The sequence below is a fragment of the Flavobacterium sp. SORGH_AS_0622 genome (genome assembly GCF_030818825.1).
Lineage (GTDB): Bacteria > Bacteroidota > Bacteroidia > Flavobacteriales > Flavobacteriaceae > Flavobacterium.
On sequence record NZ_JAUTAX010000001.1, the window covers coordinates 4,758,485 to 4,783,748 of the forward strand.

At 33.1% G+C, this 25,264-nt stretch carries 20 protein-coding genes; 6 read left to right on the forward strand and 14 right to left on the reverse strand.

Going from position 1 to position 25,264, the window contains the following annotated elements:
• Positions 1-56: 56 nt before the first annotated feature.
• On the forward strand, positions 57-1,349 hold the full coding sequence (locus tag QE431_RS20485) for an aminopeptidase P family protein (protein ID WP_307299774.1): 1,293 nt from the start codon (positions 57-59) through the stop codon (positions 1,347-1,349).
• A 194-nt stretch (positions 1,350-1,543) separates the two neighbouring features.
• Complete coding sequence (locus QE431_RS20490; RefSeq protein ID WP_307299775.1) at positions 1,544-2,320, forward strand: alpha/beta fold hydrolase; 777 nt, start codon at positions 1,544-1,546, stop codon at positions 2,318-2,320.
• Positions 2,321-2,401: 81 nt separating this feature from the next.
• Here QE431_RS20490 and QE431_RS20495 read toward each other — a convergent pair whose 3' ends face one another.
• Both QE431_RS20495 and QE431_RS20500 read right to left on the reverse strand, forming a co-directional pair.
• The gene (locus QE431_RS20495) at positions 2,402-2,776 is read right to left on the reverse strand and encodes a hypothetical protein (RefSeq protein WP_057115195.1); all 375 of its coding nucleotides are present in this window, start codon (positions 2,774-2,776) and stop codon (positions 2,402-2,404) included.
• Between the two features lie 19 nt (positions 2,777-2,795).
• Positions 2,796-3,116 (reverse strand): hypothetical protein, encoded by a 321-nt coding sequence (locus QE431_RS20500; protein WP_307299776.1) that lies wholly within the window; start codon positions 3,114-3,116, stop codon positions 2,796-2,798.
• Between the two features lie 287 nt (positions 3,117-3,403).
• On the opposite strand from QE431_RS20500, the gene QE431_RS20505 reads away from it, so the two are divergent.
• The gene (locus tag QE431_RS20505; protein WP_157848493.1) at positions 3,404-3,547 is read left to right on the forward strand and encodes a hypothetical protein; all 144 of its coding nucleotides are present in this window, start codon (positions 3,404-3,406) and stop codon (positions 3,545-3,547) included.
• 140 nt (positions 3,548-3,687) lie between these two features.
• Here the strand turns inward: QE431_RS20505 and QE431_RS20510 are convergent, their stop codons facing one another.
• From QE431_RS20510 to QE431_RS20540, 7 genes are all read right to left on the reverse strand, one after another.
• Entirely contained in the window at positions 3,688-4,227 is a 540-nt protein-coding gene (locus tag QE431_RS20510; RefSeq protein ID WP_307299778.1) for an ATP-binding cassette domain-containing protein, read from the reverse strand.
• Positions 4,228-4,524: 297 nt separating this feature from the next.
• Entirely contained in the window at positions 4,525-7,287 is a 2,763-nt protein-coding gene (locus QE431_RS20515) for a PD-(D/E)XK nuclease family protein (protein WP_307299781.1), read from the reverse strand.
• Positions 7,288-7,350: 63 nt separating this feature from the next.
• Positions 7,351-8,814, reverse strand: a complete 1,464-nt coding sequence (locus QE431_RS20520; protein ID WP_307299783.1) for an OmpA family protein — start codon at positions 8,812-8,814, stop codon at positions 7,351-7,353.
• Between the two features lie 113 nt (positions 8,815-8,927).
• The gene (gene kbl / locus QE431_RS20525; RefSeq protein WP_307299786.1) at positions 8,928-10,121 is read right to left on the reverse strand and encodes a glycine C-acetyltransferase; all 1,194 of its coding nucleotides are present in this window, start codon (positions 10,119-10,121) and stop codon (positions 8,928-8,930) included.
• Between the two features lie 82 nt (positions 10,122-10,203).
• Positions 10,204-13,362 carry an exodeoxyribonuclease V subunit beta gene (locus QE431_RS20530; protein ID WP_307299789.1) on the reverse strand — a complete coding sequence of 1,053 codons (3,159 nt, stop codon included), beginning with the start codon at positions 13,360-13,362 and terminating at the stop codon, positions 10,204-10,206.
• A gap of 142 nt (positions 13,363-13,504) precedes the next feature.
• Positions 13,505-14,101 (reverse strand): lipoprotein signal peptidase, encoded by a 597-nt coding sequence (locus tag QE431_RS20535; protein WP_057115202.1) that lies wholly within the window; start codon positions 14,099-14,101, stop codon positions 13,505-13,507.
• Positions 14,102-14,221: 120 nt separating this feature from the next.
• Positions 14,222-14,437, reverse strand: a complete 216-nt coding sequence (locus QE431_RS20540) for a hypothetical protein (RefSeq protein WP_057115203.1) — start codon at positions 14,435-14,437, stop codon at positions 14,222-14,224.
• A gap of 180 nt (positions 14,438-14,617) precedes the next feature.
• On the opposite strand from QE431_RS20540, the gene QE431_RS20545 reads away from it, so the two are divergent.
• Both QE431_RS20545 and QE431_RS20550 read left to right on the forward strand, forming a co-directional pair.
• A complete protein-coding gene (locus tag QE431_RS20545) occupies positions 14,618-14,974 on the forward strand; it encodes a roadblock/LC7 domain-containing protein (RefSeq protein ID WP_057115204.1) in 357 nt (118 codons plus the stop codon).
• A gap of 33 nt (positions 14,975-15,007) precedes the next feature.
• Positions 15,008-15,388, forward strand: a complete 381-nt coding sequence (locus tag QE431_RS20550) for a hypothetical protein (RefSeq protein ID WP_057115205.1) — start codon at positions 15,008-15,010, stop codon at positions 15,386-15,388.
• Positions 15,389-15,630: 242 nt separating this feature from the next.
• On the opposite strand, the gene QE431_RS20555 is transcribed toward QE431_RS20550, so the two are convergent.
• The 5 genes from QE431_RS20555 to gdhA all read right to left on the reverse strand — a co-directional run bounded on the left by QE431_RS20555 (position 15,631) and on the right by gdhA (position 24,123).
• The gene (locus tag QE431_RS20555) at positions 15,631-16,011 is read right to left on the reverse strand and encodes a TraR/DksA C4-type zinc finger protein (RefSeq protein ID WP_057115206.1); all 381 of its coding nucleotides are present in this window, start codon (positions 16,009-16,011) and stop codon (positions 15,631-15,633) included.
• A 7-nt stretch (positions 16,012-16,018) separates the two neighbouring features.
• Positions 16,019-19,420, reverse strand: coding sequence for an isoleucine--tRNA ligase (gene ileS / locus QE431_RS20560; protein WP_307299796.1), 3,402 nt, complete (start codon positions 19,418-19,420; stop codon positions 16,019-16,021).
• Between the two features lie 130 nt (positions 19,421-19,550).
• Positions 19,551-20,264 carry a DNA repair protein RecO gene (gene recO, locus QE431_RS20565; protein WP_307299799.1) on the reverse strand — a complete coding sequence of 238 codons (714 nt, stop codon included), beginning with the start codon at positions 20,262-20,264 and terminating at the stop codon, positions 19,551-19,553.
• Between the two features lie 105 nt (positions 20,265-20,369).
• Entirely contained in the window at positions 20,370-22,652 is a 2,283-nt protein-coding gene (locus tag QE431_RS20570; RefSeq protein ID WP_307300586.1) for a T9SS type A sorting domain-containing protein, read from the reverse strand.
• Positions 22,653-22,779: 127 nt separating this feature from the next.
• Complete coding sequence (gene gdhA, locus QE431_RS20575) at positions 22,780-24,123, reverse strand: NADP-specific glutamate dehydrogenase (protein ID WP_057115210.1); 1,344 nt, start codon at positions 24,121-24,123, stop codon at positions 22,780-22,782.
• Positions 24,124-24,445: 322 nt separating this feature from the next.
• Between gdhA and QE431_RS20580 the strand changes: the two genes are divergently transcribed.
• On the forward strand, positions 24,446-25,240 hold the full coding sequence (locus tag QE431_RS20580) for a glutamate dehydrogenase (protein ID WP_307299803.1): 795 nt from the start codon (positions 24,446-24,448) through the stop codon (positions 25,238-25,240).
• The last annotated feature ends 24 nt before the right edge of the window (positions 25,241-25,264 follow it).

Below are 25,264 nucleotides of genomic sequence, written 5' to 3' on the forward strand. Positions count from 1 at the left end.
GCCACTTCTTCAAAAATCACTAATTTTGAAATTCGAAGTTCAAAAACGAAATAATTATGAAATATCATCAAATAAACAGCGCTCTTTTTGTAAAAAACCGCAGAAAATTTACGGCAGAAATGAAACCTAATTCGGTTGCCGTTTTCAACTCTAATGACATTTACCCAATTAGTGCCGATAGTACTTTACCGTTTGCACAACATAGAGATATTTTTTACCTGAGCGGTGTTGATCAGGAAGAAAGCGTTTTGCTTTTGTTTCCAGATGCGCCTTATGAAAGTCAGAGAGAAATTCTTTTCTTGAGAGAAACCAACGACCATATTGCCGTTTGGGAAGGTGAAAAATTGACTAAAGAACGTGCTTTTCAGGTTTCAGGAATTAGAACGGTTTATTGGTTACAGGATTTTCATAAAGTTTTGAACGAAATGATGACGTATGCAGATACGATGTACATCAACACCAACGAACATTACCGCGCAACAGTTGAAACTGAAACCCGCGAAGCTCGTTTCGTAAAATGGTGGAAAGAGCGTTATCCTGCGCATAATGTAGCAAAAAGCAACCCAATTTTGCAACGCATTCGTTCTGTAAAAGAAAGCGAAGAAATCGATTTGATTCAGCACGCCTGCGATATTACAGAAAAAGGTTTCCGCCGATTGCTTTCATTTGTAAAACCAAATGTTACTGAATATGAAATCGAAGCTGAATTAGCGCACGAATTTATCCGTAACCGCTCTAAAGGTTTTGCTTACACGCCAATTATTGCTTCTGGAAATAATGCAAATGTTTTACATTATATCGAAAATAATCAGCAATGTAAAACCGGCGATTTGATTTTGTTAGACGTTGCAGCAGAATATGCTAACTATTCAAGCGATATGACAAGAACAATTCCTGTTTCTGGTAAATTCTCTGAAAGACAAAAAGCAGTTTACAATGCTGTTTTGAGAGTTAAGAACGAAGCTACAAAAATGTTGACTCCAGGAACGCTTTGGAAACAATATCATATCGAAGTTGGTAAAATTATGACTTCTGAGTTACTTGGTTTAGGTTTATTAGACAAAGCTGATGTTCAGAATGAAAATCCAGAATGGCCTGCTTACAAAAAATATTTCATGCACGGAACTTCTCACCACATGGGATTGGACACGCACGATTACGGATTGCTTCACGAACCAATGAAACCAAATATGGTCTTTACGGTTGAACCAGGAATTTATATTCCAGCAGAAAAATTCGGAATTCGTCTGGAGGATAATGTTGTAGTTCAGGAAAAAGGTGAACCTTTTAACTTAATGAGAAACATTCCTGTTGAAGTTGACGAAATCGAAACTTTAATGAATTCTTAAAAAAGAAGAACAGAAAACAGATTATAGAATAAAGATAAACGGCTTTCATAAATGAAGGCCGTTTTATTTACTAAGAAGTTTAGTTGATCCAAAACTAAACCGATTAAACATTATTTTTAACTCAAATGAACTTATAATTTCTTATATGGTTGTACCTTTTTTATCTTTGTACTTTACACTTAAAAAACATTATTTTGGAAAATATTCTTTATAAAAACACCAAGATCTCTTTTAATGATTCAGGAAAGGGAAATACAATAGTTTTTCTTCACGGCTTTCTGGAAAACAAAAAAATGTGGACAGAATATGCTTCTTTTTTTTCAGAAAAATATCGTGTTGTAACCATCGATTTATTAGGCCACGGCGAATCTGATTCTTTAGGCTATGTTCACGAAATGGAAGAAAATGCTCAAGCTGTTAACGAAGTTTTAGAATATTTAAAAATTGAAAAAGCTACAATCGTCGGGCATTCTATGGGCGGTTATGTTGCTTTGGCTTTCGCCGAATTATATCCGCAGAAAATCCAAAAATTAGTTTTACAGAATTCAACTTCTAAAGAAGATAATGCTGAAAAAAAATTAAATAGAACCCGTGCCATAAAAGCCGTAAAACAGAATTATGTAAGTTTTGTTAGTTTAGCAATCGCTAATTTATTTAGTGAAAATAATAGAACCCGCTTGGCTGACGAAATTGAAAAAGTAAAAGAGCAGGCTTTAAAAACACCATTACAAGGAATCGTAGCATCTCTTGAAGGAATGAAGATACGAAAAGATAGAGAATGGCTTTTACACGAAAATCGTTTTCCTCTTTTATTAATTCTAGGGAAAAAAGACCCAGTTTTAAATTACGAAGAAAATCTTGCTCAGATTGATGACACCACAGCAGAATTAGTTTCTTTTGAAGATGGACACATGAGCCATATTGAAAACAAGGAAGATTTGAAAACTATTTTGTTCGATTTCTTCGAATAATTTGAACTTTACAAAATCAAAAAAGGCCATTTCTAACCGAGGTTGGAATAGCCTTTTTATCATTCTGGGGGCAAAATGTTATTATAACTTTGAAGTAATATCTTTTTTGTATTTAGATAAAGTAGCTCTTGTTAATCCAAGATTTGCTTTAGTTGAGTCTACAGCTAAATAGATAAAATACCTTCCGTCTTCAGACACGTCAATTATATGTATTTGATCTGTAAGTGTAATTAAAATATCATTGATTTTTTGGTTTAATCCTAAAGCTTTAATAGCGTTTAGTTTTGCTTTAACTACTTCTAAATTGTAAGCAGATGCTAATTCTGGATCAAAATTAGGATTTACAGTAAGTGAGCAGTAAGACATCCCTGTTTCAACTTCAGTTACTGAAACAGCGATAAATCCGTTAACATTCTCTTTTAAATCGTTTTGAAAATTTTGTAAAAAATCTGACATGTATAATATTGGTTTTAAATTAATTATTAAAAATAGAGTCCATTTTTCGAAGTAATAGTCCCATTTTACTCAAATCTTTAGAAAGCAACGCGATACAATTATCTTCTTGATTTTTGCTTGCCACTACAATTCCGTCATTATTCTTAATCATTACTTGTTTAAGATCTCCGTTGTTAATGTCTTCAGACATTTCGAGGCACATTTTCAAGATCATTCCGATCATCGCAGCAATATTCCCGTCGTATTCTAAATTAACCGACTCGTTTAAGATTCCATCAATATTAAAACTCAATCCAGATTCTGCTCCAGTCTCTTCTACTAGTGTTTGTAAATCAATCATATTCTTTATTTGTCATGTTTTGGAAGCGTCAAAGATATTTCAATATTAACAATTGTCGCCTAAACACTTGTTAAAAAAACAGCCGATATAACATCCTGAGCCACTTTTATTTATAGCATAATTAATCGTCTTTTTTCGGATAAAATATTTAAAAAAAATTAACAGAAAAAACATATTATACTAAAATCGTAACATTTCATTTGATAAAACTCAATTCTAAAATTAACATATAGAGATTGTTGCATTACCCAAAAGTTTTTATATAGATTTGCAAAAAATTTATACAAATGAAAACTGTTGACGAATTACGCTTTGACCTAAATGTAAAATTGATGAAGTTTAGAAGATTTCGTATTGAAAACGGAAACATCAATACTACAAATGCAGAAGAAAATACTAAAAAAGGTTTCTTTAAAAAAATATTTAGCTAATAGCTTTTAAAAATCAGCCGGACGTGTTAGATAACCATTTTTTACTAGTTCGGCTTTTTCATTGATTTTATGCAACTTACCGCCTTTCAACAATAACAATATTGTTGAAATTTTCATCACATTTTCGTATTGATGATCGGTTATGAGAATTCCTTTTCTCGAGAATTTTCTTTAATTAACTGAACTATAATTTCAATCATTTTTGGTGACAATCCGATGAACGGTTCATCTAAAAGGATAAATTTCGACGAATTAAAAAGGACTAATTTTACTTGAAGATATCGCAATTCTCCAAATGATAGGTTTTTGATTTTTTGTCTTAAAAAAGGTTTTAGGAAGTCATCTTCATAAAAAAGATTCAATTTTTGTTTAGCGACTGATAATTCAATTGTCCTTAATACGGACAAATGGTTTGGAATAAATTGATCTTGACACATATAACTAATTTCATTGACCACCTCTGAACAATTATTCCTTGAAACTCCATCAATAAATATACTTTTATCCGAAGCAGTTAAATTACAAGAGATAATTTTTAATAAAGTCGATTTGCCAGAACCGTTATGTCCGAGCAGACCTACTATTTCACCTGTTCCAATTTTCAAATAAATATCTGAAAGTACAAGTTTATCACTAAACTTTTTTTGAATACCGCTAACTTCTAAAATATGTTTTTTCAATATATTTTTTGAATAAAGATTACTACAATTCCAAATAGAACAATGAAGAAAATATTCATTAAAAAACTATAAAAGAGAAGTTTATTTTTTGAAATTCCGTTGTTAGCATAAAATAAATATTCGCTTTTACGATACAATTCCTTAAATCCTATACTGGATAAAAACCCAATTGTAGCGAGAATAAACAGAAAATAATTAACGCTTCCAAAAAGGATTGCAGGAATAGAAACAACTAAATTTATAATTAAAGTTGTTTTATAAAACTCAAATATGTTCCAAATTTTTCTGATAAGCCGTTTAAATTTTTTCTTCGAATGGAATAGCTATATCAAAAATCTCACTTAACAAATTCGCAATTTCATCTAAATAAGAATTCAGTATTTCTGATGTCACAATAGCTTTTAAATCTTTATCTTCTTTAAACCCGAAAGGTAAAAAACCAGATTTGAGATTTTTAAAAGAAATAATCCCGACTTCGATCGGAAGCCCTCCAGCTTCTTTCTCAAACATGAAAGCGTATGCTAATACTTGAATAATTTTATCATTTTTAAGCTCTTGTGTCAATCCATTCCATGTTTTCAGCACAACATTCGACTTCTCAACTTTTCCTGTCTTATAATCGATAATTCTAATTTTCCCGTCACGTTTCTCAATACGATCCACATTTCCTTTTATCAAAATAGGAAATGGAAGTTTCGGATGAACAAATTCACGCTCAAAAGTCTGCTCTAGGGCAATAATCTGAATCGCTTCATCATTTTTAATAGATTCTAATTCCATTCTTAAAAAATTAGAAACATTTCGTTTGGCGACCTCAAAAGCCAGCAGATTTCGTCCTTTCTTAATTTCTCCTTCTTTATAAACCAATTTAAACTGCTTAAGAACTTCATCATCCAATAATTTAAAGCAGTTTAAAATATCATTTTCTGAAATAAATTTACCAATAAAAGGTTCATAAAGTGCCTTTAAAGTTTCATGAATGATAGTTCCTAAAGTATTTAAAGCGATATTTTCTTCCACTTCCTCCACTTCTCGGATCCTCAAGACTTTCTGAAAATAAAACTCAATCGGATTTCGGATGTAACTTGTTAATGCCGACGGTGAAAAACCTGTTATTGCTATTTCCTTTAAACGCTCCATTACTGATTCCGATTTAGCAACCGAAATAGGTTCGTAAGCCGTATTAGGAAGTACCGGATTATAGATATCAAACGTAAGATTATGATTTCTCTGTTTTTCAACTTCTAACTGTGTAATGAAACGACTTCTTTCACCAGCATCTAAACCATCATTTTCAGTATTATAAATGAGATATATGTTCTTAGCTCTTTGTAATAAATGATAAAAATGGTAGGTGTAGATCGCATCTTTCTCTTTAAAAGTCGGCAGCCCTAATTCTCGTTTTACATCATACGGAATAAATGAATTCTGAGATTTTCCTGCTGGAAATTTTCCTTCATTCATTGATGTTATAATAACTGTTTCAAAATCTAAAACACGGCTTTCTAAAACTCCCATAATCTGCAAACCTCTTAAAGGCTCACCTTCAAAAGATACTTCTGCTAAATCTATAATCTGTTTGTAAATGGCGTGAAGCGTATCTATATTATCGATATGATAATGTTTGGAATAGTAATTTATTAGTTTATTTATGACTTTAAAAACTCCGTAAACAAATGCTTTTGCAATTTTCTCCTGTTCATTATCATTACTGAAATGTTCCTTTATAACAATTAGCAATGCCGAAATATTCTTTAAAACTGCAACAGAACCATTTTCCCATTTTTCAAACAACAAATTAAAAAAATGAGAAGGACTTGGATGAAGCTCTAAAATTTTATGATGCGTAATAAAAGTATAATTATTCTCTTTGATAATTTTTACCAACATTTGAGCATTTGCATAAGGCTCTACTAATGGATGTGTTAAAACATCCAATACATCTTTATAATAAAAAACATAACTGCCTCCCTTACGCGAAAGCGCATTAGTATGCATTTTAAACAACTTGGCAACTAAAATTTGAGATGGATTATTTTTACCCGAATATCCCATGGTAATGTTTAAAAATCCAACAGAAGAAGGTAGTGAATATAAAACTGGAATCAATAAATTTTCCTCACCTAGCACAACGGCTACTTTGTCTAAAGACGCCGCAGGATCATTGTTTATTAAATCTTCAATTATACTTCCTGTTAATTTTGCCTGCCCTATAGTTTTAGGAGTTCCAATAATCTGGATATTTTTTGATTGCGAAAAATCATCCACAATCCATTCAAAGATATTTGATTTGTAATGTTTCCAACTTTCTTTAAAACGTCTTAAAAAAAGTCCCGCATCATGATATGGATCATTGAGAAAAGTTTGATCGGCATCCCAATAAATTTTAGCCTGACCTAAAGCTAATAAATGCTGTACAATTTTTTCTTCAGCAGCATTGAGAGCATTAAATCCTGCGAAAATAAAAATTCGATTACCGATAGTATTTGAAAAATGATTCAAATTATTGACCGCTTCTCTATAAACTAGTCCCTGGTACCCAATAGATTTAAACAACAAATGATTATAAAGCGAATCATAATACAAAGGAAGAAGCTTCCAGAAATCAATGTAATTTTCTAAAAGTTTTGTTTTTTGATCCACTTCTAATCCCCATTTTTTTATGTCTTCAATATCTTTTAAATAAGACAAAACATGTGAAGGATCTAAAAGATATCGATCAATTTCATTAAAGTCTTGAAGGAGCGTTTTCCCCCAATTTGCAAACAATTCAAATGACTGCTGATTCTTTTTCTCTGTAACCGATAAATAAACCTCATAAAATTCAAATAAAAGTTCAATTGAATCAATAGAGCGAATTGAAGCGACATCTTGTACAAAATCTTCAATACTTGTAATTTCAGGTGCAATTATAGTTTTATCAGTTTCTTTTTTAAGAGCATCAATCAAAAAAACTTTAGCTCTTTTATTTGGAAGAATTATAGTTATTTCTGAAAGTTTCAGTGCGTAATCTTGAATTACAACACCAGCTATTTTTTGAAGAAAAGAAGTATTTATCATAGTATAAAAATAAAAAAAGCCATTCAATTAAGAATGGCTTTTCCTTTTTATTTAGAAAGTAAATTAGATTTTACCTTGGTATTTAGAACCAATGTGTCTAATTTCTGTTCTTCTGTTTTGAGCTTTACCTGCAGCAGTTTTGTTACTTGCAACTGGTTGGCTAGAACCAAATCCTTTAGACTCTAAGTTCTCTGGATTAACACCTCTTTGGATTAAAGCGTTTAATACAGCAGCAGCTCTGTCTTCAGATAATTTTTGGTTGATTTTTGCAGAACCTGTACTATCTGTGTGTCCTTCAATAGAGAATTTCGCGTTTGGATAGTTTTTAAGGATTTCTTTAATAGCATCTAATCTAGCTGGAGTTTCTTTGTCACCAGTTTTGAAAGTAGCTTTTCCTGAGTTGAAGTAGATTGCTCTAGCTTGAACTTTAAGATCTTCTAATGCCTCAGAAGTTACTTCTGGACATCCTCTGTTACTAGCAGGACCATAAACTGTTGGACAGTCATCATCTTTATCAGCAACACCATCTTTGTCAGCGTCTAAGAATGGGCAACCACCGTTTTCTTTAGGACCAGCAACTGTAGGACATTTGTCATCTTTATCAGCGATTCCGTCTCCGTCAGTATCAGGACAACCCTTTAAAGCAGCTAAACCAGCAACATCTGGACAAGCATCATCTTTATCAGCAATTCCATCTCCGTCAGTATCAGGACATCCGTTTAATGCAGCTAAACCAAATACATCTGGACAAGCGTCAGAAGCATCAACGATTCCGTCACCGTCAGTATCAGGACATCCGTTGAATTGTTTTAAACCTGCAACATCTGGACAAGCATCGTCTTTGTCATAGATTCCGTCTCCGTCAGTATCTTTACCTCCGAATTTGAAAACTAAACCGGCAGTGTGTTGGAAGTGAGATGGAGCATCTGGAACACCAGCAGCATCTTCTCTATCTCCACTAACAGCCCATTTGTATCTTGTAGCAAGCTCAAGACCAATAGCATCTGTAAACCAGAAAGTAATACCTGCACCAGGATTAACTGTACCATAGCTGCTATCGCCGAAGAAAGTATAACCTCCACCAACAGATAACGAAGGATCAATCACTTTAGATTTGATTAATTCTTGGAAGCTATATTTAATAGTAGCATCAATTCCGTAGTACATTAAATCACCAGGATTAGTTACTACATTTCCTCTACTGTCATGTGCAGGATTACTTGGATCAAATGTCACATATTTATCAATTTTGTTTACAGATCCTTGTAAACCAACAGAGAAACCACTACCTACATATCTATTTACACCAATGTAAGATAGAGAAGGAAGAATATTCCAGTTGTCTTTTACTGCGAATGGCTGAGAGAAGTGTTGATCAAAAAATCCACTACCAGCTCCAGAACTAGTCCTTGTATCCACAGCATTAACCCCGAAAGAGATCGCCCATGGATTGTTACTGTCTTGTGCGTGAGAACTTAAACCCATCGCCATCAATACAGCAACTAAAAGTTTGTTAAGATGTTTCATACTTAATTTTTTTAATTACAATTTAGTTAATTACAAGCAAAAGTAACACCAAATTTTTTAAATACAAAATGAAATGTTAAAAAAAACCTACAAAAATTTGACCAAAGTGGTAATTATATAACTTTTAACATTTTACCGACAACTGTGAACGCATTTATAGCCTTATCCAAGTGTTCTTTTTCATGCGCTGCAGACAGCTGTACGCGTATTCTAGCCTTTTCTTTAGGAACAACAGGAAAGAAAAAACCAATAACATAAATTCCTTGCTTTAAAAGTTCATTTGCCATCGTTTGTGACAATTTTGCATCGTATAACATTACTGGAACAATAGCAGAATCTCCATCGATAATATCAAAACCCGCTTTTTTCATACCTTCTTTAAAATAGTTAGTATTCCATTCTAATTTATCGCGAAGCGTTGTATCTTTTTCTAATAATTCAAAAACTTTTATTGAAGCTCCAACAATTGCCGGCGCTAGAGAATTTGAAAACAAATAAGGTCTCGATCTTTGGCGCAGTAATTCAATTATTTCTTTCTTAGCCGTTGTATATCCGCCCATTGCACCACCTAAGGCTTTTCCAAGGGTTCCTGTGATAATATCGACTCTTCCCATCACTCCTTTTGCTTCAAGCGTCCCTTTTCCTGTTGCACCAATAAATCCGGCTGCATGGCATTCATCAACCATAACCATCGCATCATATTTATCTGCTAAATCACAAATTTTATCTAAAGGCGCAACTAAGCCGTCCATAGAGAACACACCATCTGTCACAATAAGTTTAAAACGAGCTCCAGCTTCGTTAGCTTTAATTAGCTGTTGCTCTAAATCTTCCATATTGTTATTTTCATAACGGTAACGTGCTGCTTTACAAAGACGAACACCATCAATAATAGAAGCGTGATTCAAGCTGTCAGAAATAATTGCATCATTTTCACCAAGTAAAGGCTCGAAAATACCTCCATTTGCATCGAATGCAGCTGCATATAAAATAGTATCTTCTGTACCATAAAAATCAGCAATCTTTTTTTCTAAAGTCTTATGAATATCTTGCGTCCCACAGATAAAACGAACAGATGACATTCCGAAACCATGAGTATCCATTGCATCTTTGGCTGCCTGCACAACTTCTGGATGAGACGAAAGTCCCAAATAGTTATTGGCACAAAAATTTAAAACTGTTTCTCCTGTTGAAATTTTAATTTCAGCACCTTGAGGAGATGTAATAATTCTCTCCTTTTTAAAAATTCCATTTTCTTCGATTGTCTGCAGCTCGCTTTGCAGATACTCTTTAATTTTACCGTACATTTTTTATATATTTAAAACGTTAAAAATTAACAACTTAACAAAATTAAAGCTTCGTTATTTCTTTAACATCTGATTAATTTTTTCACAAATTTACCACTTCAATTTCCGAACCGATATATACCAATGCCTTTTTTAACACTTTGTATCCTAAATCTTCAATTGCATCCTGATATTCTTGAATTTGATTTTGATATTTCGCATTAACTGCGCCCGTTTTATAATCCAAAAGATAAGTTTCTTTATTCTCTAAAAATACAATACGATCTGGTTTTAAAATTCTTCCTTCTTTTTGAACAATGGTCTGCTCATTCAAAACAGTATCATTTCCATTAAAACAAATGGATAATTCAGGATGATTTACAATTTCTCTTAAAGTCTTCAATACTTGCTCGACTTGATCAAAAGTAATTAACCCATTTTCGAGTGATTTTGTTACCGCCAGATCAATGTCTGATTTATCTTTAACAAAAGCCAAAATCTCATGTACAATATTTCCATACGAAATCGCTTCTTGTTGATGCGTTCCCCACATTAAAGCTTCACGCTGGGCAATTTTAATATTTTTAGGATTTAAAACTTCTTTTACGACTGGAATTGATTTTACTAAATCAACCGTTTTTGTGTTTTTTGAAAGTCTTAATTTATTCCCAAATTCATAATTCAGTTTCTCTTCATCATAAATCCCTTCATTAATTAAATACTTAATAAAGAATGAAGCCATATTATTTGGATATTCACCGTCATTTTTTGCTTTCAGCGATTGAGAAATCACATACAATTGTTCTTCAGCACGAGTTAACGCAACGTACAAAACATTGATATTGTCCAATAATTCTTCTTGCTTTTTCAAGTTGAAAACTGCAGAAGCACTTTCACCAAAACTCTCCACAACACTACTGTTGTCAACTAGTGCTTTTGGGACACCAAGATCAATCTCTTCTGTATCGAGCCATAATTTATCTTTTGGTTTACGATTATAATCTTCATCAGCAAAAGGCATAATTACCACTGGAAATTCCAAACCTTTCGATTTATGAATTGTCATAATACGAACCGCATTATTTCCTTCCGGCGACGGAATACTAAATTTCTCTGCATTCTTATCCCAGAAAACTAAAAAATCTGCCACTCCTGATTGATTTCGAATATCACGCTCTAAAACGATATCCAGAAAAAACTGAACATAAGCATTTCCTTCTGAAGGAAGAATAAATTTAGAAATGATAATTTCAACCGCCTCGTAAAGAGATTTTTTTCGAACATCTTCAAAAGAAAAAGAAACATCAAAAGTTAAAAGCCATTCCTCAAATTCTTTCTCAGATCTATAACTCATACCTTTAGCAATAAAATCATGAACTGGCATCGCCAAATCTTTTGTTGAAGATAAGAAATGAAGAAAATTAGCTTTTGATTCTAAATTTGCACTGTTATTCAAATATCGAAGCAAATGAACTATCAATCGAACTTCTGCCGCATTTTGTATCATCAAAGTTTCTGAAGACAAAAGCGGAATTCCTTGTTCGGTTAAATAATTAGCAACTGCAATTCCCTGATCTCTTTTTCGGGTCAGAATTACAATATCTTTATATTCAAAACCTTGTTTTACCACTTCTTGAATGGTATTTAAAGTCGCTAAGACATACAAATCAGATTTCTCTACAACTTCTTCATCATCAGCAAAATCATTTTTATCAACGACAGGAAGAAATGAAATATTGACGTAACCTCCGTTTTTTGAATTTATATTCTGAAAACTATGATTTTCGTATAAATCTTTATAATCATCGTTTGAAAATTCAGCCGAAATCAATTTAAAAAATGCATTATTAAATTCAATAACTTCGCTGTAGCTTCGATAATTGGTATTTAAATGCTTAATTGCCTTATCTGGGTTATTGAACGGATTTACATCTTTACTTAATTCAATAAACTGCTCTGCTTTACCGCCGCGCCAGCGATAAATCGACTGTTTAGGATCGCCAACAATCATCAATGTTCCTTTATTTCCCAAATCATCTAGACCAGAAAGCGAATTATCAATTAGCGGAATTAAATTCTGCCATTGCATTTCGGAAGTATCTTGAAATTCATCAATAAAAAAATGACGATAGCGTTCTCCTAAACGTTCGTAAATGAATGGCGCGGGCTGATTCTGAATTTCGCGGTGAATAATGGCATTGAATTCTGAAATAGACAAGATATTTTGCTCAGATTGAATTTTAGCCAATTCATTACTTACAGTGTTAAGAAGCGAAAGCGGTGTGATATTTTTTAAAAAGGCTTTGCAAAAATCCCTTTTCTCAAAGTTTTTATATACCTCCTTCAAAATTTGAAGCAGCTCTGGAATAATATTTTCTATTAACGCTCTGTCTTTTGCAGTCTTATTAATCGCAATATCATCAAACTCATGAAAAGTTTTATTTTTCGGATTGAATTTTCCGTCTCGAATACTTTCTAAGTGATTTGGAAAAGTTCCTCGAGAAAATGATTTTGGATCAATTCCGTTTTTATCAATTAATTCAATTGCTTTAGAAGCTAGTTCTGCATTCTTAGATTCTAATTCTTTGCAAAGCGCCTGCATTTTTTGTTTAATCTCAACAAACTCTCCAATTGTTTTGTCTTGAAAATGCAGAATCTCATTTCGATTGTTTTCATTTAAAACCAATCTTCCAGTATCCAGAATTTCACGCGAGACATCCCAGCTTTTATCATCATCGGTTTTTTCCATTGTAAAATCGATGAGTAACTTGGTCAACGTTTCATCTTCCCCGGCTTGAGCAATAATTGCATCAACAGCTTCTACCAATAAATTTTCGGTATCCAGCGTCACTTCAAAAGTCATAGGAAGATTTAAGTCATGCGCAAAGGCACGGATAACTTTATGCGTAAATTTATCAATGGTAGAAATATCAAAAGCTGCATAATTATGAATTAAGTGCTTTATGATTTGCTGCGATTTGGTTTTGATTTTAATAATTGAAAGTCCCGTATCACGCGAAAGATCTTCCATCAAATCGGCTGCCTTTGGAGACGGATCGTCTTTTGCAAATTCAGATAAACTTCCAACAATACGGCTTTTCATTTCATGAACCGCTTTATTGGTGAATGTTATCGCTAGAATATTTCGATATGCATCGTTTTTTGGAGAGGAAAGAATAATTTTGAGATATTCTTTAACCAATGTATATGTCTTTCCTGATCCCGCAGAAGCATCATAAATGGAGAAAGACGGACTTTGCATAAGTTTGGTTTTAGTATTGTAAAAATAGTATAATTAAATATTAAATCCCAATAATGAAAAATTCCAAATTCCAATTTTTGTTTGCAATTAGCGCTTCAAAAATTGGAATTTGGAATTTTTTATATTGTATTTTTAAAAATAATTAGTGTTTTGGAAAAGCTCTTTTATTAAAAACCAAAAGTATACCTACTCCTGTAGAAATTGCCATATCGGCAACATTAAAAATAGCATTAAAAAAAGCAAAATGTTTACCACCGAAAATTGGAAGCCAAGTTGGAAGATTTCCTTCCCAAATAGGAAAATAAAACATATCTACCACCAAACCATGAAACCAAGTTCCGTATGGAGCTGGAGAAAAAATGGTTGCTAAATTATGAGTGCTGTCATCAAAAATAACTCCGTAAAAAACAGAATCAATAATATTTCCTGCCGCACCTGCAAAGATTAATGCAATAGCAACTATCAAATAAGTCGAATGACGTTTTTTTATGGCATCAGAAAGCCACCAGCCAATTCCGAAAACTGCAAAAATCCTGAAAACAGTTAAAATTAATTTTCCGTATTCTCCAGGTATTTTTGTTCCCCAAGCCATACCTTCATTTTCAATAAAATGAATTCTAAACCAATCAAAAATAACTACTTCTTCTCCAAGAATGAAATTTGTTTTGACATAGATTTTAGAAAGCTGATCAACGATTAAAACTAAAAATATAAGGAAATACGCTTTTCGTAATGACATTTTATGAATTTTTGATGGGCAAAAATAACAATTAAATCAAAAAAAACGCTCCTAATGGAGCGTTAATTCTTTTCTAAGAAACTAAACAAAGTTTATCTGCTAATCTAAACCTAATAAAGTTTACTTTTTTACAGGAGCTTTCGCTGGAGTTTTTGGACTGTCGGAGAAAAAATCAGAAATAGATTTGAATATTCCTTTGCTCTCTTTTCCGGCAGCAAGCTTTTTAGCTTCCCCTTTTTTTACATCTGCTTTAAACTTGATACGCAGTTTTTCAAAATCTTTCATTCTGCGCTCTACATCAGAATTTACATCTTTGAATTTCAACACTTTAGCCATAATGTAAGTTTTTTACAGTAAATAATTTAAATTATTAATGATTTGGTATTACAATGATACATAAATTAATTTATATTTGTTAAATAAAATTAACAGTTGTTTAGGAAAATTAGCTATTAATTTAAAAAACAAATACCAAAATGAACTGAATTTAACATTCCTCCCAAAATCCTACAAATCATGAATGAAATCACCACTATTCTAAATGACTTTCTTGTCAGCACAAAATCGACCGCAGCATTAATTTTAAACGGAAAGGGAAAATTAATCACTTCCTTAAATTTAGACTACGGAGACAGTATTGCAGCGATGAGTGCCGCAATTTTATCAATGAGCGAAAAATTTTTAATTGATTTAGAAAAAGGTTCTTTAAAACAATTATATCTAAAAAGCTCAGAAGGCGTTATCGTCGGAAACAAAATAAGCGGCTCCAATTTTATTGTTGCTTTTTCTAAAGAAGGAAGCAACCTTGCATTGTTGATGCGCTCAACAGAAGAAGTATCTGCTGAATTAAGTAAAAATTCCCTATTGAAATAACATAAATCTATTAACAAACAAACCCACTAAATTATGAGTAATGATTTTTTAAACGTGTTTTTAAATGAAATGAAAACCAACGTAAACGGCTTTATCGCTGTCGCTGTAACAGAAATTGAATCTGGATTAAGTTTTGGAAACTTAACAATCGATCCAAGTTTTGACCCAGAACTTGCTGCTGCTTATAACTTAGAAGTTGTAAAAGCTAAATTAAGCGCTGTAAAAGCCTTAAACTTAAACCAAGACATCGAAGATATTTTGATTACTTTATCGAATCAAATTCACATTATCGATATTTCTCCAAACAAAAAATTTATGATCTACCTTGCTGCAGATGCTTCAAAAGCAAATCTAGGTATGACTAGAGCTATTTTAAGAAAACACAAGGCTGAAGTTGAAAAAAATCTAGCATAAATTATTACTCTATTTTAGAACTATCTCTAATCGAGATAGTTCTAATTTTCTTTTTCACAGCCCCAAATCGTCTGCCTATTTTATTCTTACAAAATTCAAACCCACCCTTTTTAAAGCAGACATCTTAAAAATAATACATTTCTTTCAAATCACAAACTACTACTTACTTAGATTGATTTTAAAAAGATTAAACAAAAAAACGCCCCTAAAAGGAGCGCTTATTTTTTTTATTTCAGTGAATTTTATCTTTGCAAGTTTTTAGCTTCGATACTCATTGTTGCATGAGGAACTATTTTAAGCCTTTCTTTGCTAATCAATTTACCTGTTACTTTGCAAATACCGTAAGTTTTGTTTTCTACACGGAAAAGCGCGTTTTTTAAATCACGGATAAACTTCTCTTGTCTAATAGCCAACTGAGAGTTTGCTTCTTTAGACATAGTCTCACTTCCTTCTTCAAAAGCTTTGAAAGTTGGAGAAGTATCGTCTGTTCCGTTATTTAAGTCGTTCATATAAGCACTCTTAATTAAATCAAGATCTGCTTGCGCTTTTTGTATTTTTGCTTGGATTATCTCTTTGAACTCTGCTAAATCTGCATCAGAGTATCTTGTAATTTCATCTATCATTTTATAACTATTTTGAAATTAATATCATTGTTTTAATATCATCAAACTCAATTTCTGTGCCGTTTTCTAAAGCGTCTACAAAAACCAAGTCGTCTGTTAATGTTTCAGACTTAATATAGTCTTCATTTTTTGAAACGGCTTCTTCTAAATTACCATCTCTTTTTATTTGTACTTTAATCTTATCAGTAACCTCAAATCCTGAATCTTTACGGATATTCTGAATTCTATTTACTAATTCTCTTGCAATGCCTTCATTTTTTAATTCTTCAGATATTGTTATGTCAAGCGCAACTGTAATTCCGTTTGAATTAGCAACCAGCCATCCTTCAATATCCTGTGATGTTATTTCGACGTCTTCTAATGATAAAGTTACATTATTTCCAGAAATAACAATATCCAACGTTCCCTGCTTATCTAACTGATTGATCTGATCTGCAGAAAAACCTTGTATTTCCTTAGAAATCAAGCCCATATCTTTTCCAAAACGTGGCCCAAGTGCCTTAAAATTAGGTTTAATTTGCTTTACTAAAATACCAGAAGCATCGTCTAAAAGTTCAATTTCTTTCACGTTTACCTCAGCTTTTACTAAGTCAGAAATTGCTTCAATTTCAACTCTCTGATTCTCGTCAAGTACTGGAATCATTACCTTTTGCAGAGGCTGGCGTACTTTGATCATCTCTTTTTTACGAAGTGATAAAACCAAAGATGAGATGGTTTGCGCCTTCTGCATTTTGCTTTCCAACGTTTTATTAACAAAGTTTTCGACAAATTTTGGGAATTCAGCCAAGTGAACACTAGCAAAATCCTCGGTTCCCGTCGAAGCTGTTAAATCTCTGTACAATTTATCCATGAAAAAAGGAGCGACTGGAGCGCTTAATTTGCTGATTGCTAACAAGCAAGTATAAAGCGTTTGGTAAGCTGCAATTTTATCTTTAGCATATTCACCTTTCCAGAAACGACGACGGCATAAACGAACGTACCAGTTACTTAAGTTTTCCTGAACGAAGTCAGAAATTGCTCTTGTAGCTTTTGTCGGCTCGTAATCTTCATAACATTCATCAACAAATTTGATTAAAGTATGAAGTTCAGAAATAATCCATTGATCGATTTCTGGTCTTTCGTTTAACGGAATTTCCGCTTCAGCGTATTTAAATCCATCGATATTTGCATATAACGAAAAGAATGAATAGGTGTTGTATAATGTTCCAAAGAATTTACGACGAACCTCAGCAATTCCTTCAAGGTCAAACTTTAAGTTATCCCACGGATTGGCATTCATGATCATGTACCAGCGTGTGGCATCAGGACCGTATTCTTCAATGGTTTTAAACGGGTCTATAGTATTTCCTTTACTTTTAGACATTTTTATTCCGTTTTTATCTAAAACCAAACCGTTTGAAACGACATTTTTATAAGCTACTTTATCAAAAACCAAAGTTCCGATAGCATGTAACGTATAAAACCATCCACGAGTCTGATCTACTCCTTCAGCGATAAAATTCGCTGGGAAATCTTTGTTCTCGTCGATTTTGTCTTTGTTCTCAAAAGGATAATGCCATTGTGCATAAGGCATTGCTCCAGAATCGAACCAAACGTCAATTAAATCGCTTTCGCGTTTCATTGGCTGGCCAGAAGCCGAAACCAAAGTAATTTGATCGACTACATTTTTGTGTAAATCGATTAAATCATAATTTGATTCAGACATGTTTCCAATTTCGAAACCTTTAAATGGGTTTTCTTTTTGAAAACCAGCTTCGATAGATTTCTCAATCGCATTGTACAATTCTTCAACAGAGCCGATAATAATTTCTTCTTTTTTATCTTCTGTTCTCCAGATTGGCAACGGAATTCCCCAATATCTAGAACGAGATAGGTTCCAGTCGTTGGCATTTTTCAACCAATTTCCAAAACGCCCCTCACCGGTAGACTTAGGTTTCCAGTTGATAGTTTCGTTCAGGTCGAACATTCTATCTTTTACATCGGTTACTTTAATGAACCAAGAATCTAGCGGATAATATAATAACGGCTCATCAGTTCTCCAGCTGTGTGGATAACTATGTACGTATTTTTCAACCTTAAAGGCTTTATTTTCTTCTTTTAATCGAATAGCAATTTCAACATCTACAGATTTCTCCGGAGCTTGTCCAGCATCGTAATATTCGTTTTTAACGTATTTACCAGCTAAATCTCCTAAATGAGAAGTGAATTTTCCTTGTAAATCTACTAACGGAACTGCATTTCCTTCTTCATCCAAAACCAACATTGGCGGTACTTCTGGCTTTGCTTCTTTTGCTACTTTGGCATCATCTGCACCAAAAGTTGGCGCTGTGTGTACAATTCCTGTTCCGTCTTCTGTTGTTACGAAGTCTCCAGCGATTACTCTAAATGCATTTTCAGCATTTTGATATGGCAATACATAAGGCAATAGTTGCTCGTAACGGATTTCTACTAAATCTTCCCCTTTTGCTTCGGTTAAGATTTTGTATGGAAGTTTTTTGTCGCCGTTTTTAACGTTATCAAAATCAGCATCGTCTTCACTTAAGAAAAATCCTTTACCGAATTGTTTTCCAACTAAGTTTTTAGCCAAAACCAAATTAATTGGCTCAAAAGTATATTGATTGAAAGTTTTTACTAAAACATAATCAATTTTTGGTCCAACGGTTAAAGCTGTGTTTGACGGTAATGTCCAAGGAGTTGTTGTCCACGCTAAAATGTGAATATCTCCAAAACCTTGTAAAAAGCTCGGAAGCGTTTCCGGTAAAGTTTTGAATTGTGCAACAATCGTAGTATCGGTAACATCTCTGTAAGCTCCAGGCTGATTTACTTCGTGAGAAGATAATCCTGTTCCCGCTTTTGGAGAATACGGCTGAATTGTGTATCCTTTGTACAACAAACCTTTATCATAGATTTGTTTCAAAAGCCACCAAACAGATTCCATGTATTTTGGCTTATAAGTTACATATGGATCTTCCATATCAACCCAATAACCCATTTTTTCGGTCAAGTCATTCCACACGTCAGTATAACGCATAACGGTTTTTTTACACGCTTCGTTATATTCTTCGATAGAAATCGTTTTACCAATATCTTCTTTTGTAATTCCAAGTTCTTTTTCGGTACCCAATTCTACAGGTAAACCGTGAGTATCCCAGCCGGCTTTTCTTTTTACCTGAAAACCTTTTTGAGTTTTATATCTGCAAAAAATATCTTTAATCGCACGCGCCATTACGTGGTGAATTCCTGGTAATCCGTTTGCTGAAGGCGGACCTTCAAAAAATACGAAAGGCTCAGCACCTTCGCGAGTTGTAACACTCTTTTCAAATATATTTTCTTTCTTCCAAAAATCAAGAACTTCTGATGCTGCAGCTGGCAAGTCAAGTCCTTTGTATTCAGTAAATTTTGTACTCATTTTATCCTTTTCTTAAACGAGGTGCGAAAGTAAGGAATTTTGAGGAAAATAGATAAAAGATAACGGAAAAAAGACTGGTTTAAAGAAATTTCGAGTAGATTCCGCAACAAGAAACAGCCTTTTTATTGATTTAAGAGAAAACTTCTTTTAAAATCTCTAAAGATTTAGGTTTTTTGAATCCTTCTAAATGCAGACTATAATAGTCAATTAAAACTTTCAGCAGTAGTTGTCTCTCTGTAACATTAAAGACTTTTTGATCATTATCAAATTTTAAATCGAGTAGTTTTTTAAACAAATTGGTTTCGTGTTCAGATAGCACATTTCCTTTTTGGAAAAGCGTAAAAACACCTTCATTCATTTCAAAAAATGGCAGATCAACTTCTGAAAGTTCAGGATAAAAACCAAGGTATTTTGTAATTTCTAAAAGCATTATTAAATGAAAGTTAGAAATTTCATCATTATGATCCAGCCATGTCAGCGCCGTTTCTAAAAAAACAAAAAGAGGTTCGTTTTTTTCTTCTTCCTGAATAGAATAATGAAGCATTTCTGAAAGAAACATTACCATTGTACTTTTGACAATATCTGTGTGAATGCTCTGAAAAGGAACTGCACTTTTTATTTCTTTGAAATTTTCTAAAGTTCCTTTATTCTTATGAACAGCCTCAATTTCTAAGATAGAAAACGGCTGAAAGTAAGCAATCTTCTGACTTGCTTTTCTGCTTGAAAAAGCATCGCGCACAAAATAAGATTTCAGTCCGCTGGAAAGTGTAAAGCATTTCACTATCAAGCTTTTTTCCTGAAATTTTAAAGACGAAATTACTATGGCTTTGGTTTTGACGAGCAAATTTTAGATTTTTTGACTTCTTAGATATTAGACTTCTTAGATTTTTTACTTTTCACTTTTCACTTTTTACTTTTCACTTTTGACTTTTCACTTTTCACTTTCAGACTAACGAATAATCATAACTTTCTTAACCTTAGTTTCACTGCCGTCTTGTGCTGATATAAAAACCATATAAACGCCAGAAGCTACTTTATATTTACCAAAAGCGGTTGTATCCCACTCTATTGTTCCCCCAGAAGATGTTATTTCAAAAACTAAATTCCCTTCAATATCTGTGATTTTGACATTGGCTTTATCAATTAAACCAGCAACTTTCACTGTTCCTGAGTAAGCAGGACGAACTGGATTTGGATAAACGTAAACATTATTCAAATTATCATTTGCTCCTGTTGCTATTCCATTAAACGAAACCATTCCTTTATTGGTCGCAATAAAGACTTCTCCCGTTTTGCTATTTATTTTAATGTCGTTTACATAATTACTCGGCAAGGGAGAATTATTTATCGTAAAATGATATTTGGTTTCCTGACCATTTGGAGAAACCATAAAAACTCCCGAATCTGCTGTTCCTATCCATTTATTATTGGCTCCATCAACTGCTATAGAAGTAATAAACTGCTCATAAAGTAATTCTTGCGCTAAATCATCTTCTTCAATAATTATCGGATTTGCTTTTAACTGACTTTCCGACTGAAAGTTCCCAACATTAGATAAAACTCGTAAACCTTTTGTAGTTCCTATCCAAAGCTGGTTTTTTGTATCTATCGCTATACTTCTAACGTCTGCAATTGGTAGATTGCCGACGTCGGTGCCGAAAGTCATTTTTTTAAATGTATTTGTAGTTTCATTAAAACCTACAACACCATCTCTATTAGTTCCGATCCATTTTACATTATTTCGATCCACAGCTATGCTTGAATAACTAATATTTTCGGCATTACCAAAAATTGAAGTCATTGGGTAACTTCCCCATTGACCGTTTGTTTTTAAAACCTTCAGTCCATTTTTGATTCGGCTGTTCGTAATCCAAAGATTTCCAGATTTATCAAAAGCATTTGCATTTATACGAACATCTATATAATCTGTGCCAGCATTTGTAATTGATTCTAAGCCGCTGTTTTTTTCATCATATAAAAAATTCGGCACTTCGTTTTCAATCTTTAGTAATCCAGAAAAGAAGGAACTGGCATAAACTTGCTTTTCATTATTTGGATTTATTATAACTCTCGTAATTGATTTCGCATCATAAACTTCAGAATATGGAATATTCAGCCATCCTGAAACATTGTATCGGCTAATTCCGTAACTATCTAAAGGATACGGATCATATGATGTGTCATAATCCCCATATACAGCCCACAAAGTATTTGGACTTACATCTATTGAAAAAATATTATTTTTTACTGGCCCTGCTGGTGTATTGTTTTCAAAACTTGCTGCATTACTGAGTGCAGAAACAAACAATCCTTTTTCTTTTGTTCCAATGAAAATCTGATCTCCAACTGCTGTCGCACAGCTAAAATTTAAGGTATTATCTAAAACTTGGGTATTTATAATCTGTCGATTTAAAACCATTTGATTATTATACACATACACTGTATTTGCAGTTGTAACAAACAAATTATGATTTTTTGCCCTCACATCAACTGCAGCTTGAGGCAACTGGGAGAAACCTATAAAAGTATTGGAATTAAATCGATGAATATATCCAGAATCGTTTACAGCAATAAGTTCTGTATCCAGAGCTTCTACACCAGACCAATTTCCTGTATTCACAACTGTCCATTGATTGTAATCTATAAGATTTGCATTTGTACTATCGGCTCTTCTAATACCGCTGGAAGTTGCGGCAAAAATAAATCCATTAAAAAAAGTGGTTTGTTTGACACTAATTTCGGCTCCGTTATCACCAATAAAATAGGTATCACCAAACTGAGAAGTATTTAAATTAAACTGAACAATTCCGAAATCGCACGAAACATAAACCAAACCATTATGTTCCATAAAATGATTGATTTTTTTCAAATTTGCCGGCAGCTGCTTATTAATTATATCTACAATTTTTAATATACTTCCGTCAGTTTCGTTAATTAAAATCATCAAACCATTTTCATAACCGACTATTGTTTTCTTGAATGTTTCACTATAATAAACTGCAGCAATAGTCTGCCCCGATAATCCGTCAACTGTAGTTGTGGTTTTTAAAACATTTGTTGTGGTGTTTTTTGAAAACAATGCATTTTCTGAAGCTGCAAAAACAGTTGTTGAAGATTCTGCAACATCTTTTATTTCATTAAAAGAAAAATATCCCAGCCAAGACGATTTATTCTGCGCCTGACAAAATTGTATTAGTACTAAAAATAAAACGCAGAAAGCTATTTTCTTCATCATTATAATGTATTCGGATAGACAAATATACTACAAACGAGATTATTTAATTTTTGGTGGAATAAAAAATGCCTCCGAATATCTTCTAAAAGATAATCGAAGGCATTTTAACATTGCAATTAAATTTTTAAACTACACCTTGTGCAAGCATAGCATCGGCAACTTTAACAAATCCGGCAATGTTCGCTCCTTTTACGTAGTTTACATATCCGTCTTCTTCTGCACCGTATTTTTTACATTGGTTGTGAATTCCAACCATGATATCTTTCAAACGCAAATCAACCTCTTCACTAGTCCAGTTTAAACGGATAGAGTTTTGAGTCATTTCTAATCCAGAAGCAGCAACACCACCAGCATTTGCCGCTTTTCCTGGAGCAAATAATACTTTATTATCTAAGAAAAGTTTAATAGCATCTAATGTAGAAGGCATATTTGCAGCTTCAGTAACACATAAAACACCATTATCGATTAATTTTTGAGCATCATCTCCATTTAACTCATTTTGTGTAGCACATGGAATTGCGATATCTACTTTTACTTCCCAAGGGCTTTTTCCTTTATGGAATACAGCATTTGGATATTTCTCCAAATATCGCTCTGCTCTATTGTCTCCAGTCGCTCTCATTTCAAGCATATGGTCAATTTTTTCGCCAGAGATTCCTTCTTCATCATAAATATATCCATCAGGACCAGAAATCGTAAGAACTTTTCCTCCAAGTTCGTTAACTTTTAAGGCAACTCCCCAAGCCACATTTCCGAATCCAGAAATTGCTACTCTTTTACCTTTTACTTCGTGGCCAATTGTGCGTAACATTTGATCTGTAAAATAAACTACTCCGTATCCTGTAGCTTCTGGTCTAATTAATGAACCTCCGTAAGCTAAACCTTTTCCAGTTAAAACTCCTGTAAATTCATTTCTGATTCTTTTATATTGTCCAAATAAATATCCAATTTCTCTTGCTCCAACACCAATATCTCCAGCAGGAACATCAAGATCTGGACCAATATGACGGCATAATTCTGTCATAAATGATTGACAGAAACGCATAATTTCTGCATCAGATTTTCCTTCTGGATCAAAATCAGAACCACCTTTTCCACCTCCCATCGGAAGTGTAGTAAGACTGTTTTTGAATACTTGTTCGAAAGCCAAGAATTTCAAAACTGATAAATTTACAGAGTGATGAAATCTAATTCCACCTTTATAAGGTCCGATTGCAGAGTTCATTTGAATTCTAAAACCTCTGTTTACAATGATCTCCCCTTTGTCATCTACCCAAGGAACTCTAAAAATTATAGAACGTTCTGGTTCTGCAATTCTAAGAAGTATATTTTTACCATCATATTTTTTGCGCTCAGATATAAAGGGAATTACTGTTTCTGCAAATTCTCTAACTGCTTGAAGAAATTCTGGCTCATTTGGATTTTTTGACTCAACTAGAGCCATAAATTCATTTATTTTTTGTTCCATATTTGAAATAAATTTTCAGATAATTTGATTTAATTTTCAGTTTTCCAACCTAAATCTCAGTTTAAGAAAACGTTTTCGTTTTAACACACAAAGATATATCAAATTCTGATTCTAAGTTATATTTTTCACTTTTTTGAATCGATTTGTGTTTTTTTCAAGCATTCCAAAAAAACTCATTTTACATGTAGGTGTTTACATGCAAATCGCCTTTTAAAAGTTAGTAAATTAAGTATTTTGCTAGTTATTTTTCAATAGACCGATTTAATATTTTGAATCGATTAGGTTTTTTATATATTTGCCGAGATTTGTAAGCCCCTACGAAATGTCTAAACACCTATTTATCACATTATTTGCCTTCTTTGGTATATCAACCGCGGCATCAGCGCAATCAAACCTAGCCCAAGAGATAGGAGTCTATGCAGGACCTGTTACTTTACAGTCCGATTTTGGCGAAAGAAGCAACTTCGACACCAACGTTGGAAACTCAGGTTTTGGTATCGGAATTATGCACTTTATCAACTTTTCTGCTGCGAATAACAGAGAAAGTTTCTTTACAGAACATTTTAAAGTGCGCTCTGAACTTGCTTTCAGCAGAACTAATTTGAAACATTATGGCCAGTGGGTGGAAAGAAAGCCTGACGGACTATTTGCCCAGCAGCTTAAAAACATGCACGCAAGTTCTACTACTTTAGGTCTTGGAGCTCAATTAGAATTTTCTCCTTTTATGAAAATTCATGACTTCGAAAACACAATTGGTAGTTTCAGCCCGTATGGTAGTGTAGGTTTTCAAGTAAGCTATTATTCTACAAAAATCGGTTCACATTTAGGAGACATCACTCTTCCAAATGTAACTCCAGGAAAATACCTGACTCCATCTGATGGTCGTGCACATGGTTTTTGTAGTGAGAGCGGAGTAGTATTATCTGCAACAGCAGCAATTGGAGTACATTATAAATTAACTACAATGAGTGATTTAATGTTTGAAACTCGTTTTCAAATGTATAACTCAGATTGGATTGATGGATTAAACCCAAACAAAGACATTTACAAAGAAAACAAATCAAATGACTGGCAGGTTTGGTTTAACTTTGGATATATTTATTACTTAGAATTCTAACAAAATTTTAAATCTCAAAATATA

Coding starts and splice junctions, on each gene's coding strand:
- QE431_RS20540 (WP_057115203.1), bottom strand. CDS start 14,437: ATGGCTAAAGTGTTGAAATTCAAAGATGTAAATTCTGATGTAGAGCGC.
- kbl (WP_307299786.1), bottom strand. CDS start 10,121: ATGTACGGTAAAATTAAAGAGTATCTGCAAAGCGAGCTGCAGACAATC.
- QE431_RS20520 (WP_307299783.1), bottom strand. CDS start 8,814: ATGAAACATCTTAACAAACTTTTAGTTGCTGTATTGATGGCGATGGGT.
- QE431_RS20580 (WP_307299803.1), top strand. CDS start 24,446: ATGTCTAAACACCTATTTATCACATTATTTGCCTTCTTTGGTATATCA.
- ileS (WP_307299796.1), bottom strand. CDS start 19,420: ATGAGTACAAAATTTACTGAATACAAAGGACTTGACTTGCCAGCTGCA.
- QE431_RS20485 (WP_307299774.1), top strand. CDS start 57: ATGAAATATCATCAAATAAACAGCGCTCTTTTTGTAAAAAACCGCAGA.
- QE431_RS20515 (WP_307299781.1), bottom strand. CDS start 7,287: ATGATAAATACTTCTTTTCTTCAAAAAATAGCTGGTGTTGTAATTCAA.
- QE431_RS20535 (WP_057115202.1), bottom strand. CDS start 14,101: ATGTCATTACGAAAAGCGTATTTCCTTATATTTTTAGTTTTAATCGTT.
- QE431_RS20570 (WP_307300586.1), bottom strand. CDS start 22,652: ATGAAGAAAATAGCTTTCTGCGTTTTATTTTTAGTACTAATACAATTT.
- gdhA (WP_057115210.1), bottom strand. CDS start 24,123: ATGGAACAAAAAATAAATGAATTTATGGCTCTAGTTGAGTCAAAAAAT.
- QE431_RS20550 (WP_057115205.1), top strand. CDS start 15,008: ATGAGTAATGATTTTTTAAACGTGTTTTTAAATGAAATGAAAACCAAC.
- QE431_RS20500 (WP_307299776.1), bottom strand. CDS start 3,116: ATGATTGATTTACAAACACTAGTAGAAGAGACTGGAGCAGAATCTGGA.
- QE431_RS20545 (WP_057115204.1), top strand. CDS start 14,618: ATGAATGAAATCACCACTATTCTAAATGACTTTCTTGTCAGCACAAAA.
- QE431_RS20505 (WP_157848493.1), top strand. CDS start 3,404: ATGAAAACTGTTGACGAATTACGCTTTGACCTAAATGTAAAATTGATG.
- QE431_RS20530 (WP_307299789.1), bottom strand. CDS start 13,362: ATGCAAAGTCCGTCTTTCTCCATTTATGATGCTTCTGCGGGATCAGGA.
- QE431_RS20495 (WP_057115195.1), bottom strand. CDS start 2,776: ATGTCAGATTTTTTACAAAATTTTCAAAACGATTTAAAAGAGAATGTT.
- QE431_RS20555 (WP_057115206.1), bottom strand. CDS start 16,011: ATGATAGATGAAATTACAAGATACTCTGATGCAGATTTAGCAGAGTTC.